Raw genomic sequence first — 15,244 nt, 5'->3', positions numbered from 1 at the left:
AGGCTTACTTGTTGTCACCCTTGTCGGCCTTCTTGCTTTTGCCTTCGCCATTCTTTTCTGCGGCGACTTTTTCCGCCGCCGCCTCAGCGCGGGCTTCCACCCGGGCCTCTTCCTTGGCTTTTTCTTCCTTGATCAGCCCGATCACGTGCCAGCCGGCCCTGGGCTCGGGCTGATCCTCGGCGGTAAATACCTGTACGCGTTCGCGACTGTCGAGGGCAAACAACGGCCACACCTGGCGCCCCGGGGTTTCCCGATAGGCCTGGAAATCAAACTCTTCGGTGAGGCGAGTCTTGCGGATTTCCGCGCCCTGGCTCAGCAGGCTGGCCAGGCGAGCATAGGTCATGTCACCGGCAAAGAGGGTGGCGCCCCGGTGCTCCGGAGCCACCTCGTGCTTGCCTTCCTTTTCCGGTTTCTGTGCTGCCAGGCTGAAAATGTTCTGCTCGCCGAATTCCAGCCGATAGCGCATGGTGGCCATGGTGTTGAGTTCGCGACGGGGGCTCAGCCCCAGCAACTTGCCGTAGCCCACCAGGTCCAGATACTGGTCGGCATACTGGGAGACCGGGTTGCCATAGAAAGTGCCCAGACCTTCCATGCGCGCCGCCCTGATCGACTCCCAGCTGGAGTCGGTAACCATCACCGGGCAATCGCTCTTCTGCAGCGCCTGGCCAATGGCCCGGGCCACCGGATTGGCGCCCACGATCAAAAAGCCCCGGGGTGCCGGTTCCGCCACTTTCAGCAGACGTGCCAGTGGCCGGGCTGTCAGGCTCTGCAGGGCCACCGTGCCGATAATCACCATGAAGGTGAGGGGCACCAGCATTTCCGCGCCTTCCACGCCATTCTGGTGTAGCCGTTCGGCAAACAGGGCGGAAATGGCTGCGGCCACGATACCCCGTGGTGCAATCCAGGAAAGCAGGGCCTTTTCACGCCAGTTCAGGGACGAGCCGATCGTTGAAATCCACACCGACAGGGGCCGCGCCACAAACTGGATGATGGCCAGCACTGCCAGTGCGATCATGCCGATCTTGCTGAGCTGGTCCATCTGCAGCCGGGCCGCCAGTACAATGAACAGCCCGGAGATCAGCATCACCGACAGGTTTTCCTTGAAGTGCAGAATATCGTCAGTGCGCACCCCCTTGCGGTTGGCCAGCACGATGCCGGTGGCCGTCACCGCCACCAGCCCGGATTCTTCCCCCAGGCCATTGGCCAGCACGAATTCACCGATCACCACCGACAGCACCAGAAAGCTGCGCAGGTATTCCGGTACCAGGTGGCGGCGCAACAGTTCCGCCAGGGCAAAGGCGACGCCGGTACCGATCAGGGTGCCGACGCCGATGGTACGGAAAAACATCCACAACGAATGGAGCAGGGCATCATCACGGCCACTGACCACCACGAATTCATAGGCCAGTACCGCCAGGATGGCACCCAGCGGGTCGATCACGATGCCTTCCCAGCGTAGCAGTCGTGCCACGCTGCTCACCGGCCTGACACTGCGCAAAAGTGGCACGATCACGGTGGGGCCGGTGACCACCACCAGGGCACCAAACAGTAATGCCAGCCCGAAAGGAATTTTCAACAACCACCAGGCGGAAACGGTCACCACCACCCAGGTTATCAGTGCGCCCCAGGACACCAGCCGTCGCACGGTTTTTTCCAGCCCGCGGATCTCGTCGAAGTGCAGCGTCATGGCCCCTTCAAAGAGAATAATGGCAACCGCCAGGGAAACACCGGGCAATAGCAGATCACCGAAAAGGGTTTTGGGGTCCAGAACGCCAAACAGCGGCCCCAGGGCCAGCCCGGTAAGCAGCAGCGGAAGAATGGCCGGAAGCTTGATGCGCCAGGAGGCCCACTGACAGACGAAAGCGACCACCACGATGATGGCCAGCTGGAAGGGGACACTCAGTTCCATGAAATTCCTTGATCATTGCCGACCGCAAAGCATAACCCAGCGGCCTCTGATTGGCTGCCGCGCAATTGAAAAATTCCCGGACGTCGGCAGCCATTGCCGAGCCCCAAATGTGCCCGTTTTACACCGGCAAGGGCAATAGTGCTGCGAGAAAAGGGCCATTGGAGTAGGCTTGTCGGCCCTCTTTTGCCGGAAGTGATTATGTCGACCATCAGCCCGGGGCGGCTGGCTCTGATGCTGGGCGCTCTGGTAGCCCTGGGGCCACTGGCCATTGATACCTACCTGCCGGCACTGCTGACCATGTCGCACCATTTTCAGGTGCCGATCCATGATGTGGAACTGTCGGTCAGTATCTACGTGCTGGGGGTGGCTGCGGGGCAATGGCTGGGGGGACCTTTGTCCGATCATTTCGGCCGCAAACCGGTGGCCTATGTCGGCCTGAGCGCTTTCGTGCTGGCCAGCGCCGTGATTGCGGTCAGCCGCAATATTGAAACCCTTTACCTGATGCGGGCCCTGCAAGCGATTGGGGGCGGTGCCACGGTGGTGATTGCCGGGGCTTCCGTGCGTGATCATTTCAATGGACCCCAGGCGGCCCGGGTGCTGACGTCCATCGGCCTGGTGATGCTGCTGGCGCCCTTGCTGGCACCGGCCATTGGCGCGGCGCTGCTCAAGACCACCGGCTGGCCCGGCATTTTTGTCATGCTGGCGCTCTATGGCAGTGGCCTGGCACTGGTGGTGCGTTTTCTGCTGCCCAGCGTGCGCCATGAGCCGGGGCCGGAACCCCTGCGTCAGCGCATGTTCTCGGCCTATGGCCGGGTACTGCGCCAGCGCCGTGCCATGGGCTTCATTCTTGCCAACGGCCTGGCTTTCGCCGCGATGTTCACCTTTATCACCGATGCGGCGTTTCTCTACATGGATTACTTCGGCGTCAGTGCCGGCCACTTTCCGCTCTATTTCGGTGCCAATGTGGTGACCATGCTGGGACTCAACCGTCTTAATGTATTGTTGATTCGCCGTTTTAGTAGCGCCTCAATCATGGCCGTGGCGCTGGTGATTCAGGCCTGTGCCGGCAGCACGCTGTTGTTGCTGACCGTGACCGGGCAACTGGCGCTCTGGAATACCGTGATCCTGATCATGATGGCCGCCGGCATGGTCGCGCTGGTGGTGCCCAATGCCATTGCCAGCTTTCTGGCGCTGTTCGAGCGTGATAGTGGCGCTGCCACCGGCCTCAATGGCAGCCTGCAGTTTCTGCTCGCCGGGCTGATCGGCTCACTACTGGGCAGCTGGCACGACGGCACGCCCTTGCCGATGACCGTGCTGATGGCAGGCAGTAGCATTGCGGCTCTGTTGGTGTATGCGCTACTGACCCGCGGCACCGCGATGCCGGATTAAAGCCACGGCAGTCACCACCAGCGCCAGCGCCCAGGGCAGGGCGAGCCAGGGTGACAGAGGCAGGCGACCGTCAAACAGCAACTGGCCCAGCGGTATCAGCGCCAGCAGATGCAGCAGGTTGGCCAGCAGTGCTGCGGTGCCGCCCAGCATCCACGCCTGCCAGCCATTGATACGTTTCAATAGCCCCTGTCGGGCACCCACCAGCACCAACAGGCGATTGTCCTTGCGTCGCTGTTCACCGGTGGCCAGCAGCGCCGCGGCCAGCACCAGCAAGGCGGCGACAAGCAACAACAGTGCCAGGGCCAGGGCGGCCTGACTGGCCTGACTGATCAGCGATTGCAGGGTGTTAAGCAGGGCGTTCACATCCAGCAGTGACAGATGGGGAAACTGCTGTACCAGTTGAGTGAGGGCGGCGCTGTTACCCGGTGGCAGATAGAAGCTGGTCAGCCAGGTTCGGTTCTGCGCACCCAGCGAGCCCGGCGCGAACATAAAATAGAAATTGGGAGCGAAGCTTTCCCAGTTGACCTCCCGGATACCGGTCACCCTGGCGTCGATGGTCTGTTGCGGCGCGGTAAAGGTCAGTTGATCACCAATCTGAATATCCAGGCTTTCCGCCAGACGACTTTCCACGGTGACCTCGCCGGCGGCCGTGGCCAGGGTGCCTGACAGTAGCGTATTGCTCTGCGGCAGGGCATCCGCTTCAGTGAGTGACAGGTCACGATTCAGGGCCCGCTGACCGCGATCATTTTCCTTGCTGACCGCCTCACGGACCGGCGTCTGGTTGATCAGTGTCAAACGAGCCCGGGTGATGGGGTAGAGCGGCTGAGTCTGGCTGCCGTGCGCAGTCAGCCAGCGTCGTAGTTCCGGCAGATCCTGATCGAAAATATTGATGACGAAATAATTGGGCGCCTGTTCGGGCAGAGTGCTGCGCCACTGCTGTATCAACTGCTGGCCGGTATGCAGGGACAGGGTCATGGTCGCCAGGGCCACGGTCAGGGCCGCCAGTAAGGGCAGCGTCATGGCACGTCGCCGACTGAAACGGCGCAATGCCAGCCGTGCCGCCAGCGATAGCCGGCCACTGGCACGGTCCGCCAGACTTACCAGGGGCCAGAGCAGCAACGGCAGGCCCACGGCCACGGCCGCCATCACCAGCAGCAGAGGCCACAGCGCCATCAGCGAGCCGGCCAGCAGCCAGGCCAGTGGCAGCGGAGTGGCAATGGCCAGCAGCAGGGTCAGCAGTCGCTGCCTCCGGTTGATCACGACCTGTTCGCGCAGTAGTGCCACGGTGGGCAAGCCGATGCGCTGCCACAGCGGAGGCAACGCATAGCCCGCCCAAAGCAGCAAGGGGCTCGCCAGTCCACCCAGAGCCATCTGCCATTGGTCACGGCCATCCGCCAGCGGCATGCCCAGCCAGCTCAACAATGCCGGCATGGCCATGAGCGCCATGGCCGTGCCAATCAGTGCCGGCCACAGCAGGGGTAGCATTTCACCCACGATAATTCGCCGTATCAGCTGGCCTCGACGGGCGCCCACGGTTTTCATGACAGCGCTGAGGCGTTGTTGCTGATGCGCACGCAGGGCGGCAGTGAGATAGATGGCCGCGGCGCACAGCAACAGAATCAGCATCACCGCCAGGCGAGACCAGAGGAACAGCTGCCGCACCGGGCCGCGCTGCTGAAGGCTGCTGTCGGCGGCGTTTTCCAGCGTCTGGTCGGGGCGCAGACCATCACTCAGTGTTATCGCCAGTGCGGATATCCGTGGCGCCGGCGCGGCAATCAGTAGTCGTTGTTTGTAACGGCTGCCGGTAGCCAGCACGCCGGTGGCGGGCAGATCCTTCAGGTTCATCAGGACCCGGGGATTCATGCTGTAGAAGCCGGACTGCTGATCCGGCTCCTGCACCAGGACGCCGCCGATCAGGAAGGTCTTTTCCCCAAGTGTAATGAACTCGCCCACGGCCAGCCCCAGGCGGTCCAGGGCGGTGCCTGCCAGCCATAGGTGCCCGGCGGGCGGCCCGCCGCTGACGGGCTCGCCTTCGGCGAAACGTGAGTTGGCGATGATAACCTGGCCGTAAAGTGGGTAGCTGTCGGAAACCGCTTCGATGCTGGCCAGTAGAAAGTGATTCTCGTTGATCAGTACGCTGGCAAAACCGACGGTCTGTGCATGACGCACGCCCTGGAGCACCTGGCGCTGCGCCGGTGTGGGCGGCTGGCTGCCTTCCAGCACCAGATCCCCGCCCAGGGTAGTGGCCGTGCGTTCACTGAAGCGGGCATCCAGGGCGTGGTGCAGCTGCAACATGGCAGTCAGGGTGAAGGCGGCCAGGAGTACCGCCAGTGCCTGGATACGAAAGGCCGATGAACGCCAGGCGCGACGGCTATGTCGATCAAGCATGCAGCTTTCCGTCCACCAGCGACAGTTGATGCTGGCAGCGTGCGGCCAGCGCCGGATCATGTGTTACCAGCACCAGGGCCGTACCCTGCTGGCGATTGAGATCAAATAGCAATTCGGCCACATGTTCGCCATTACGATAGTCCAGGCTGCCGGTGGGTTCATCGGCAAACAGCAGCGCCGGTGAAACCACAAAGGCACGGGCGAGCGCCACCCGTTGCTGTTCACCACCGGACAGCTGTTCCGGGAAATGATGGCACCGACGCCCCAGGCCAACCTGTTCCAGCCAGTGTTGAGCCTGTTCGCGCGGGCGTTTTCTGCCGAGAATTTCCAGCGGCAACATGACATTTTCCAGGGCGGTGAGGTCGGCAACCAGCTGGAAATGCTGGAATACAAAACCGCAGTGTTCACCGCGCAGGCGGGCCCGCTGGTCTTCACTGCCAGCGCTGAATGGCGCCCCATTGAGATACACTTGCCCGGCACTGGGTACATCGAGTCCGGCCAGCAGGGTCAGCAGGGTAGACTTGCCGGAGCCGGACGGGCCAGTAATGGCAAGGCTGTCGCCCGGCATCACGCTGAGGCTGATATCTTCCAGCAGGGCCAGTTTTTCTTCCGGGCCCTGGACGTGTTTACTGAGTGTTGTTGCTTCCAGAACAGGGGAACTAGCGGTCATGCGTTTACGCCTGATAATTGCCATTGTGATGTTGCTGCCAGTGGCCGCCTTTGCCAAGGGCGTGCTGATCATGGGTGACAGCATCAGCGCCGCCTACGGCATTGATGAAAAGCAGGGCTGGGTAGCACTGCTGCGCGATCACCTCTCAGATCAGTGTAGCGGAATCCGGGTGATCAATGCGTCAGTCAGTGGCGAAACCACGGCTGGCGGCCGGCAGCGGCTGCCCGCACTGTTGAATCAATACCAGCCGGAGCTGGTGGTGATCGAACTGGGGGGCAATGACGGGCTGCGCGGGCTGTCCCCCATGGCCATGGCGGATAATCTGCGCGCCATGGTCGAGGCCAGCCGACAGGCCGGCGCCGTACCGGTGTTGCTGGGCATGAAGATTCCACCCAACTATGGCCAGCAGTATACCCGTCTGTTTGAGCAGCAATTCCGTGACCTGGGCAATAGCCTGCAGGTTCCCCTGATGCCTTTCTTTCTGGAGGGTGTAGTAAGTCAGGGGCAGTTGCAGCAGGATGGCATCCACCCCACGGCGGCCGCCCAGCCGCGCTTGCTGGCCAATGCCTTGACGGTCATGGACAAGCCACTGGCGCCACTTTGCCGGGGAGGGCAGTGATGTTTTCGTTCGAGAGTGACGCCTGGCAGGAGATACTGGATTACTGGTTTACGCAAGGGAGTGATCCGGCACCGACTTCCCGGCGGCTGTGGTTTCGTGCCAGTGCCGCGGATGATGCGCAAATCGACCATCGTTTCGGTGCTCTTGTGACCGCCGCATTGCAACGCGAGCTGGTGGAGTGGGAGCGTCATGCGCCGTCCCGGCTGGCCTTGATTGTGCTGCTTGATCAGTTTCCCCGGCATATCTACCGGGGCGAGGCCCGGGCCTTTGCCGGGGATCATCGGGCGGCCACCCTGGCGGTGGAGGGGCTATCCCGCCGTATGGATCAGTCATTGCCCGCCATGCAACGGGTGTTTTTCTACATGCCGCTGATGCACGCCGAAGACGAGGATCTGCAGCGCTTGTGCCTTGCCAGCCTGGAGCGGCTGTCCCACGAATGTGATGCCGAATACCGGCAAGCCGTGGCTGACAGCCTGCGCTCGGCACGCCAGCATCAGGAAATCATTACCCGCTTCGGGCGTTTCCCTCACCGTAACGACGCCCTGGGACGGGCGTCGACGGCAGAGGAAATGGCGTTTCTGGAAGCCAGCGGCAGCTTCGGTCAGTAGCGGGATCGTTACTGGCGGACCAGCGCCTCCAGGGCGCGGCGGGTTCGCTGGAAGGTCGCCTCGCACAGGCAGGCATCGGCACTGGCGGCAATAACCGCTGCCGCTTCTTCCATGGGAGCCGCGCTCTGGCGCTTCATGGCGGCGGGCAGCTGTTCCAGTTGCCAGGCCATGCGCCGGGATTGTTCCGCTTCCGGGCTTGGCAGGCCGGCCAGCACCTCCAGGGCCACAGCCAGCTGATAGCCACTGTCGTTGGCCTGGTCGGCGCGGGGCAGGGCGGCCAGCTGCTCGTGCAACTTCTCCCCCCGGCGGCGCTGCTGTTGCTGATTCAGATGTTCCTCATAGCGCCGTTGCAGTGCCTGGTAGCGCCGAAACTGGGGCTTGGGCATGTCGCCACGGGCCTGCTCCTGCACCGCCTGCCGGGCGGCTTCCAGAGCCCCGGCATCACGCGTGTCGCCCGGAGCATCAAGCAGCGCCTCCAGCTGATCCAGTGCCTGCTGGATATGGTCCTGACGGGCCTGCTGCTGTTGGCGGTGTTCTTCAAACTGGCGGTCACGCGCGGAAAAGATACGATCCATGACCTTGCGAAACTGTTTTTGCAGGCTGCGATGGCGAGCCGGTGGCAACCAGGGGGTCTGACGCCATTGCTGCTGAAGTTGCTGGGCCTGACGCGCGGCTTCTCGGGCGTCATCCAGTTGCTCCAGGGCGACGGCCTGTTCAATCACCGCCTGACGTGTCTGGCTGGCCTCATCAATGGCGGCATCGAGTTTTTCGTCCATCTGCGCAAGCAAGGCGGAAAACTGCTTCTTGACGTCACGGTTGTCGGTGAATCGTACCGGTTGCAGGGCCTTCCAGTCCCGGGGCGCCTGCTGGCGGATTTGCCACAACGCTTGCCAGTCCACCTTTTCCCAGTCCTGCTGCGCCAGAAAGCTCGCCAGTTGCTCGCAAAGCGTGCGACGTTTTTTCAGGTTGTCGGCCTTGACTTGATCCTGGGCGGAAAAGTGCTCACGACAGGGCTGGTAGGCAATATCCGACGCTGCCTTGAAGCGCTCCCAAAGCGCCTGATCCTGGTCCTGATCCGAGCTCATCAGTTCGCGCCATTCGTCGTGCAGGGCCTGAATGGCGCTGGCCAGCTGCGGAGCATCCATGGCGCTGTCGCGCAGCGCTTCCATTTGTTCGCATAGCTCTACCTTCTTGGGCTCGGCAGCGAAGGCGTGCCAGTCCTGCAATTCCCGGCGGCGGGCCTGCAGCTTGTCCAGCTCGCGAGCCAGGGCGGGGGCGCTGCCTTCTTCGACCAACGCTTCGGCCTTGTGCCACAGACGGTTTGCATGGCGCAGGTTGCCCTGACGCAGCTCGCGTTTGAGGGCCACGATCAGGCCACGATGGGGATTGTGTTCACGCGGTTGCGTCCGGCTGGCAGGCTCTGCCGGCACCGGCTCGGCCTGGGGCGGCTGTAATACCGCCGGCCGCGGATATTCCCGGGGCCATTGGGCGGCCAGTTCCGCCAGGGCCTGCGGATCTTCGTACTGTTCCATGGCGCGACTGGCCAGATCAATCATGGTCTGGAAGGCACGGGTCAGATTCTCGAAAGCCTGGCGCTCATTGTCCGCTGCCGGCGCTTGCTGGTCAGCACTTTGCCAACGTCGCTGCTGGGTGGCCAGGGCGGCACGCAACTCACCCAGCTGTTGTTCCCAGGTTTGTGCCGTGGCGTTGTTGAGAAGTTGGTAGAGCCCCTGACTGGCGGCTTCGCGTTCCGCGATGGCGGTGGCCGCCAGGGCCTGCTGTTCGGCTTCATATTGTTGCTGTTCAAGCTGGTGCTGGCACTGGCGCAGCGCCTGCTGCACACGCTCGGCCAGTTCCGGTGTCGCGTGGCGCTGGTATTGCTGCCATTGCTGCTCAAGCTGCTCCAGACGGGCGCCGTAAAGGGCGTCGGTGCGACGGCGGGCATGTTGCTCCAGGGTATCGGCCAGGTGAATGACGCGGGCCGTGTGCGCCTGCTCTTCCTGTTGCTGCTGTTGCAGGGCCTTGGCCTGGTCGCGGGCCAGGCGGACCACTCGCTTGTCGCGCCCCTCGCGGGCAAGGCGCTTGAGCAGGGGCAGGGATGCCAGGCGCTGGGCCGCATTGACGCGCAGGGTTTCTTCAGCGCCATGGATGGCCAGGTGGAAGAGCTGGTCCTGATCCTTGAGCTGGCTCACCGCGGCATCACGGCAGGCGGCATCCGGGCTGTGGCTGGCAATCTGGGCCAGTGCCTCGTCGTTACCGGTCAGGCGGATCAGTCGGATGCGGGTGTCCAGGGGCGGCGCATCAGCGACGGTGCCGGCCAGCAGGGCCATGATGCGCAAAGAGGCGGCCTGACGAACGCTGGGCGCTTCATCGCGCTGGTGCACTTCATCCAGCAGGGCAAAATCGGTGAGACGACCGGTGGCGGCGGCACGGACCAGTTCGCTGGCATCGCCGCGCGCCAGCTGGGCGAGCAGGGCCGCGTCATTGGCGGCCACCATGGATTCAACGGCTTTGAGGCGCACGCCGGCATCAGTGTGTTGCCAGCGTGGTTTGAGAAATCGGCCTAACATAACAGTCTGCACGGGCGGATCCCGTGTCCCTTATTGTAGGGCGGCGCGAGCGCGCGCCCGGTGCTCAGGCGTTGAGTCGTGTCTCCAGCAGAGCATCCTTCTCCGCCCAGATTTCACCAATCCATTGCTGGAAACGGGCGCGGAAGGCTTCGTCGTTTTCGTAATCACCTTCTGACGCCCAGGCAGGCACTACCCGTTGTTGCACAATGACTTCCACTTCGCTCATGGCGCCGCCCAGAAAACCGAGCAGGGAGCGGGAAGTCCCCGGCGGGTAGATAATGGTCACATCAAGAAGATTTCGCAAATGTCCTGACATTGCACCCAGGGTAAAGGCGGCACCGCCGGCCTTGGGTTTGAGCAGGTGACGGTAAGGAGAGCCCTGCTGTTGCTGCTTTTGTTCATCAAAACGGGTGCCCTCGAAGAAGTTCATCACCGAGGTGGGAAAGTAGCCGAATTTCTCGCAGGCCTTGCGGGTGGTTTCCAGATCCTTGCCTTTCAGGGCGGGGTTTTTCTCCAGCTCGGCCCGGGTGTAACGCTTCATGAAGGGGAAATCCAGCGCCCACCAGGCCAGCCCCAACAGTGGCACCTTGATCAGTTCCTGTTTGAGAAAGAACTTCATGAAGGGAATGCGCCGGTTGGAAATCTTCTGCAGCACCAGAATGTCCGCCCAGGACTGGTGGTTGCAGGTGATCAGGTACCACTGATCCTTGCTGAGGCTTTCCATGCCAGAAATCTTCCAGCGGATGCCGCTGCTCAGGGCGATGATCATGTTGTTGTTGCCGATCCAGATTTCCGCAATCAGCACCAGAATGCGCGATAGCACGACCTGGGCCTTGTCGGTACGCAGTACCAGGCGCAGCAGGGCGAAAAGATACAGGGGCAGGCAGAGCAACAGGGTATTGATAACAATACCGACCAGGGCGAGGATGCCGCGAATCTTGTTCCAGAGGGTCATGGTAAGCCGTGTAAATTCATGGATTTAACCCGCAAGCCTAGCGAAAAGGCGGGCGCTTGTACCGTGTCAGTTTCGGTCAAAATAGCGCCCTGCACCATGACCGATAATTTCTTTTGGTGGCGGGATTCCGCCGGCCTGCGCGCAAGGCTATGCTGGCAGTATGGATGCCCGTTACTGGTGCCTGCTGGCTTGTCTGATGACAACGCCGGTGCTGGCTGATCAGCAGGCCGCGCAAGAGGCGCAAGAACAACAACAAATCCGGGATGTGTGCCGTCAGGCCCAGGCCAGCGGCGGGCTAATCGACCGCACCCATGACTGGATGTCTCGCACGGTGTGCTGGCCCAGCCGCTGGGTGGACCATTTCTTCGCCGACCCCAACCATGCCATTGATGAGCAACCGGGCACCTTGCTGCGGGTGATCAGTGCCTATCGCTGGCAGGATGACCACGATTCCGGCAGTGACCTCAATATCCGCGCCAAGGCGGAGCTGCCCAACGCGGAAAACCGGCTCAGCCTGGTATTTCGCACCGACTCCGACCGCGACGACGAGCTGCGCGATGATCTGGCCTCGCGTCCGGAGCAGGTTGGCAACAACAATAACAATGGTTTCCGCAGCGCCCTTCGCTGGGTGGTGACCACCAGTGACCGCATGGATATTGACCTGGATGCGGGCCTGCGTTCCCAGTTGAAAGTTTTCACCCGGGCCCGCTACCGTTGGCGTTACCAGTTGCCCGGTGGCAAGACCTGGTTCCGGTTCACACAGAAAGGCTATTGGGAGGACCCGGAGGGTTTTGGCACCAGCAGCCTGTTTGAACTGGACCGGCCTATCACACCGGTGACCAGCTTCCGATTCAGCAACGAAATCGAGCTCACCGAGGAAAACAACGAAGCCGGCCGCAACTGGTACTTCAATCAGGGCGGCGCGTTGTACTTCCGCCTCGGCAAACGCAGCGGCATAGGGTTGTACGCCAGTTATGACGCCTATACCCGGCCGGTCACCGCCATTGAAACCTGGCGGGTGAGCCTGCGTTTCCGGCGCAACATCTGGCGAGACTGGCTTTATTACGAAGTAGAGCCGTACGCATTCTGGCCCCGGGAAGACAATTTCAAGGGCGTGACCGGCGTGGTCTTCAGGGTGGAAACCCAGTTCGGGCTGGTGGATGACTGAGACTGCCAGCCGAGAAGCGGCGCAGAACCAATAAAAAACCCGGCTGGTGCCGTAATGCTGTTCACTTAAGCTTTTAAGCCCCTCTCCCCTTGCGGGAGAGGGGTTGGGGAGAGGGGGACGGGACAGCCAGATCAATGGTAAGTCATTGAAATTTGCCCGCACCCTCTCCCTGTCCCTCCCCCGCAGGGGGAGAGGGGACCTGCCTGAAAGGGTTGAGCTAGATTTGCTCCGCTTAAGTGAACAGCATTACGGCTGGTGCCGGGCTTTTTCGGGGATCAGTTGGTCCAGCCGCCGCTGCGCCGGCGCGTGGAACGCGAGCGGAACAGGATGCCGGCGATCAGGCCCAGGATAAGAATGCCCACCCCGGTGATCCACTCCCGCGAGGTGTTGTTATTGCGCAGCATGACATTCTCCGCTTTCACCTGATCCAGCTCCGAGCGCAGCAGGCTCAGCTCCTCGTTCAGGTGGCGGTTGGCCTGGTCCAGGCGAATGGGGTCGGCGGCCACTTTCTGCAACTTGTCCAGTTCCTTGCCGCGGGAGTCCAGCGAGTTTTTCAGCTGGCTGGTCTGGTCCGACAGGGCGTCACGCTCACCTTTCAGGTCCGCCATCTGGTTGCGCAACTTGGACAATTCCGCCCGGGCTTCCTGGTTTTCCTTGCTGACGCGCTCCAGCTGGATGGCGGCGGTGGGCGTCTGGCTGACATATTGCTTGCCGATGTAGCCCTCGATATCGCCGTAACGAATCTTGGCCCAGTCGCCGTCATTACCGAGAAACTCGATGCGTGTGCCGCTTTTGATGCCCCGGTGCAGGATGCGGCCGCCCGGGCTGGCGGTGGCGCGAATGGGCACATAAATACTGTCGTCCACCCAGGCGGTGGACGCCAGGGCCGGCAGGCTCATGATGGCCAGGGCGACAATACACAACAATCTTGCAAGCATCGGTTACTCCTTCGATCCGGCCGCGCAGTCTAGTCAAGGGCGGCGCCAGGCGGCATTACCATCGTCACATTTCTGCCGCCACACCAGTGGCTCTTTGTAAAAAAAGGCAAATTGCTCAGGGCAGAACCCGTTTGAACGGCTTGACGGTGACTCGCTGATAGACACCGGCATCCACATAGGGGTCCTGGTCGGCCCATTGCTGCGCCGCTTCCAGTGACTCGAACTCGGCCACGATCAGCGAACCGCTGAAGCCCGCATCACCGGGGTCATTGCTATCGATGGCCGGGTGGGGGCCGGCCAGCACCAGGCGGCCTGCGTCCTTCAGGGCTTCCAGCCGGGCCAGGTGATCCGGGCGGGCCGCGCCGCGCAGGGGCAGGGAATCGGGCACGTCTTCACTGATGATCGCGTACAGCATCGTCATCCTTCTTTTCCTGGTTTGCTGGGGGAGGGGTTGGGTCATCGTTCTTGCCATGGAACAGTCGCTGGCGATCCGCTTCCGGCATGCGCTTGTAGATATAGCCAATGACGCAGCCATAAAAGAGCATCTGGATGGCAGAAAAGCCGAACATCTTGAAGGTCATCCAGAAATCCGTGCTGAACCGGAAGGCAATATAAAGGTTGAGCAGGCCGAGGAAGACAAAGTAGAGCACAAAGGCCAGGTTGAGCCGCTGCCAGTCTTTCTTGCTGAGTGCCACCACAAAGCCGAAGCCGGAGGCCATCAGTGATTCGCACAGACGCTGCAGCAAATTGCGCTCACGCAGGAAGTGGCCCACCAGCAACACGGCGGCCAGTACAAAACTGATAATGGACGGGCGCCACTTGATGAATACCGGGTCACGGAAAAGCAGCGTCAGGGTGCCGAAGATCATGGTGATAACAAACACCATCAGGTGCATGCGCTTGACGGTGCGCCATACCAGCCAGCCCAGCACGATTTGCACGACGCTGGCGGCCATGATGCCCTGTGTCGCCAGCATGATGTCCCGGCCGCCCAGAAAATAGAGCCCGAAAAACACCACTACCGGCAGATAATCGAATAACTGCTTCATGAACTGTCCTTTTGCGAGAGGCCGATGGTAACGGGATCGGCAGCGCAATTCACCCACCATCTGTGGTAGCGTGAGCGCCCGGTTGCGATGACTGCACATACCCTATGACCGTTTTTAACTATCAATGCCCGGACCTCCATAGCCACAGCCTGGCTTCGGACGGTGCCCTGAGCCCCTCCGAGCTGGTCAAGCGGGCGGCGGACTACGGAGTCACCTGCCTGGCGCTTACCGACCACGACACCCTGGCGGGGCTGCCGGAAGCGCGCGCCGCGGCCAGCCAGCATGGTATCGACCTGGTAAATGGCATTGAGCTGTCGGTGCGTTATGAAACCCGCGAAATCCACGTGCTGGGGTTATGGCTGGACACCGACAACGGGGCCCTGCAGGCCCGCGTCGCCGCCCAGCGCGAAGCGCGGGTGGAACGGGCCCGGCAGATTGGTCGCAAGCTGGACCGGGCCGCTGGCCTGGCCAACAGCTATGAGCGCGCCTGCGAGCTGGCCGATGACGTGGCTCCCGGGCGCCCCTGGTTTGCCAAAATGCTGGAGCAGGCCGGCCGGGTCCGCAATCATCGCCATGCCTTCAATCGCTTCCTCAAGCAGGGCCAATCCGCCTACGTGAGCACCCCGTGGTGCAGTCTGGAGGAGGGCATAGCCGCCATTCGTGAAGCCGGTGGCATTGCCGTGCTGGCGCACCCCCAGGCCTATGGCATGACGCGCAAGCGGCTGCGACAGCTAATGGGCGCCTTCAAGGCGGCGGGCGGCGAGGGCATGGAGCTGGCCATGCCGGGCCTGACACCGCAACAGCAGACGCTGCTCAATGAGTGCTGGCAGCATTTCGACCTGGCCGTCTCCGCCGGTTCCGATTTTCACTCACCGGAACAGCGCTGGCTGGCACTGGGGCGGCTGCCGCCACTGCCGTCACAGGCCCGGCCGGTGTGGGCGGGCCGCTAACCCGAGCCGCTTGCGCGGGCCTGCACGGCGT

13 protein-coding genes are annotated in these 15,244 nt (G+C 62.2%); 5 read left to right on the top strand and 8 right to left on the bottom strand.

Going from position 1 to position 15,244, the window contains the following annotated elements; translation table 11 throughout:
• Positions 1-4: 4 nt before the first annotated feature.
• Positions 5-1,909 carry a cation:proton antiporter gene (locus A11A3_RS10475; protein ID WP_008929270.1) on the bottom strand — a complete coding sequence of 635 codons (1,905 nt, stop codon included), beginning with the start codon at positions 1,907-1,909 and terminating at the stop codon, positions 5-7.
• A gap of 198 nt (positions 1,910-2,107) precedes the next feature.
• Between A11A3_RS10475 and A11A3_RS10470 the strand changes: the two genes are divergently transcribed.
• On the top strand, positions 2,108-3,298 hold the full coding sequence (locus tag A11A3_RS10470; RefSeq protein ID WP_008929269.1) for a multidrug effflux MFS transporter: 1,191 nt from the start codon (positions 2,108-2,110) through the stop codon (positions 3,296-3,298).
• Here the strand turns inward: A11A3_RS10470 and A11A3_RS10465 are convergent.
• Positions 3,266-5,686, bottom strand: a complete 2,421-nt coding sequence (locus tag A11A3_RS10465; RefSeq protein ID WP_008929268.1) for an ABC transporter permease — start codon at positions 5,684-5,686, stop codon at positions 3,266-3,268. The genes A11A3_RS10470 and A11A3_RS10465 overlap by 33 nt on opposite strands.
• Positions 5,679-6,356 carry an ABC transporter ATP-binding protein gene (locus tag A11A3_RS10460; RefSeq protein WP_008929267.1) on the bottom strand — a complete coding sequence of 226 codons (678 nt, stop codon included), beginning with the start codon at positions 6,354-6,356 and terminating at the stop codon, positions 5,679-5,681. The genes A11A3_RS10465 and A11A3_RS10460 overlap by 8 nt, the downstream gene beginning before the upstream one ends.
• Between A11A3_RS10460 and A11A3_RS10455 the strand changes: the two genes are divergently transcribed.
• Both A11A3_RS10455 and A11A3_RS10450 read left to right on the top strand, forming a co-directional pair.
• A complete protein-coding gene (locus A11A3_RS10455; protein WP_008929266.1) occupies positions 6,355-6,975 on the top strand; it encodes an arylesterase in 621 nt (206 codons plus the stop codon). The genes A11A3_RS10460 and A11A3_RS10455 overlap by 2 nt on opposite strands.
• Positions 6,975-7,583 carry a DUF924 family protein gene (locus A11A3_RS10450; protein ID WP_008929265.1) on the top strand — a complete coding sequence of 203 codons (609 nt, stop codon included), beginning with the start codon at positions 6,975-6,977 and terminating at the stop codon, positions 7,581-7,583. Before A11A3_RS10455 ends, A11A3_RS10450 begins: the two co-directional genes overlap by 1 nt.
• A gap of 8 nt (positions 7,584-7,591) precedes the next feature.
• Here A11A3_RS10450 and A11A3_RS10445 read toward each other — a convergent pair whose 3' ends face one another.
• Both A11A3_RS10445 and yihG read right to left on the bottom strand, forming a co-directional pair.
• Positions 7,592-10,153 carry a DUF349 domain-containing protein gene (locus A11A3_RS10445; protein ID WP_008929264.1) on the bottom strand — a complete coding sequence of 854 codons (2,562 nt, stop codon included), beginning with the start codon at positions 10,151-10,153 and terminating at the stop codon, positions 7,592-7,594.
• 64 nt (positions 10,154-10,217) lie between these two features.
• Positions 10,218-11,108: a 1-acylglycerol-3-phosphate O-acyltransferase, YihG family gene (gene yihG / locus A11A3_RS10440; protein WP_008929263.1), complete on the bottom strand. Its 891-nt coding sequence runs from the start codon at positions 11,106-11,108 to the stop codon at positions 10,218-10,220.
• A 160-nt stretch (positions 11,109-11,268) separates the two neighbouring features.
• Here yihG and A11A3_RS10435 point away from each other — a divergent pair, with 160 nt between their 5' ends.
• On the top strand, positions 11,269-12,276 hold the full coding sequence (locus A11A3_RS10435) for a hypothetical protein (protein ID WP_008929262.1): 1,008 nt from the start codon (positions 11,269-11,271) through the stop codon (positions 12,274-12,276).
• A gap of 275 nt (positions 12,277-12,551) precedes the next feature.
• Here the strand turns inward: A11A3_RS10435 and A11A3_RS10430 are convergent, their stop codons facing one another.
• From A11A3_RS10430 to A11A3_RS10420, 3 genes are all read right to left on the bottom strand, one after another.
• A complete protein-coding gene (locus A11A3_RS10430) occupies positions 12,552-13,214 on the bottom strand; it encodes a TIGR04211 family SH3 domain-containing protein (protein WP_040297045.1) in 663 nt (220 codons plus the stop codon).
• A gap of 115 nt (positions 13,215-13,329) precedes the next feature.
• Positions 13,330-13,629 carry a YciI family protein gene (locus A11A3_RS10425; protein WP_008929260.1) on the bottom strand — a complete coding sequence of 100 codons (300 nt, stop codon included), beginning with the start codon at positions 13,627-13,629 and terminating at the stop codon, positions 13,330-13,332.
• A complete protein-coding gene (locus tag A11A3_RS10420) occupies positions 13,607-14,263 on the bottom strand; it encodes an inner membrane-spanning protein YciB (protein WP_008929259.1) in 657 nt (218 codons plus the stop codon). The genes A11A3_RS10425 and A11A3_RS10420 overlap by 23 nt, the downstream gene beginning before the upstream one ends.
• 104 nt (positions 14,264-14,367) lie before the next feature.
• Here A11A3_RS10420 and A11A3_RS10415 point away from each other — a divergent pair, with 104 nt between their 5' ends.
• A complete protein-coding gene (locus A11A3_RS10415; protein WP_008929258.1) occupies positions 14,368-15,213 on the top strand; it encodes a PHP domain-containing protein in 846 nt (281 codons plus the stop codon).
• The last annotated feature ends 31 nt before the right edge of the window (positions 15,214-15,244 follow it).

The sequence above is a fragment of the Alcanivorax hongdengensis A-11-3 genome (assembly GCF_000300995.1).
Taxonomy (GTDB): Bacteria; Pseudomonadota; Gammaproteobacteria; order Pseudomonadales; family Alcanivoracaceae; genus Alcanivorax; species Alcanivorax hongdengensis.
The sequence above is the reverse complement of the archived record's forward strand: the minus strand, read 5'-3'. Positions and strand labels throughout refer to the sequence as shown.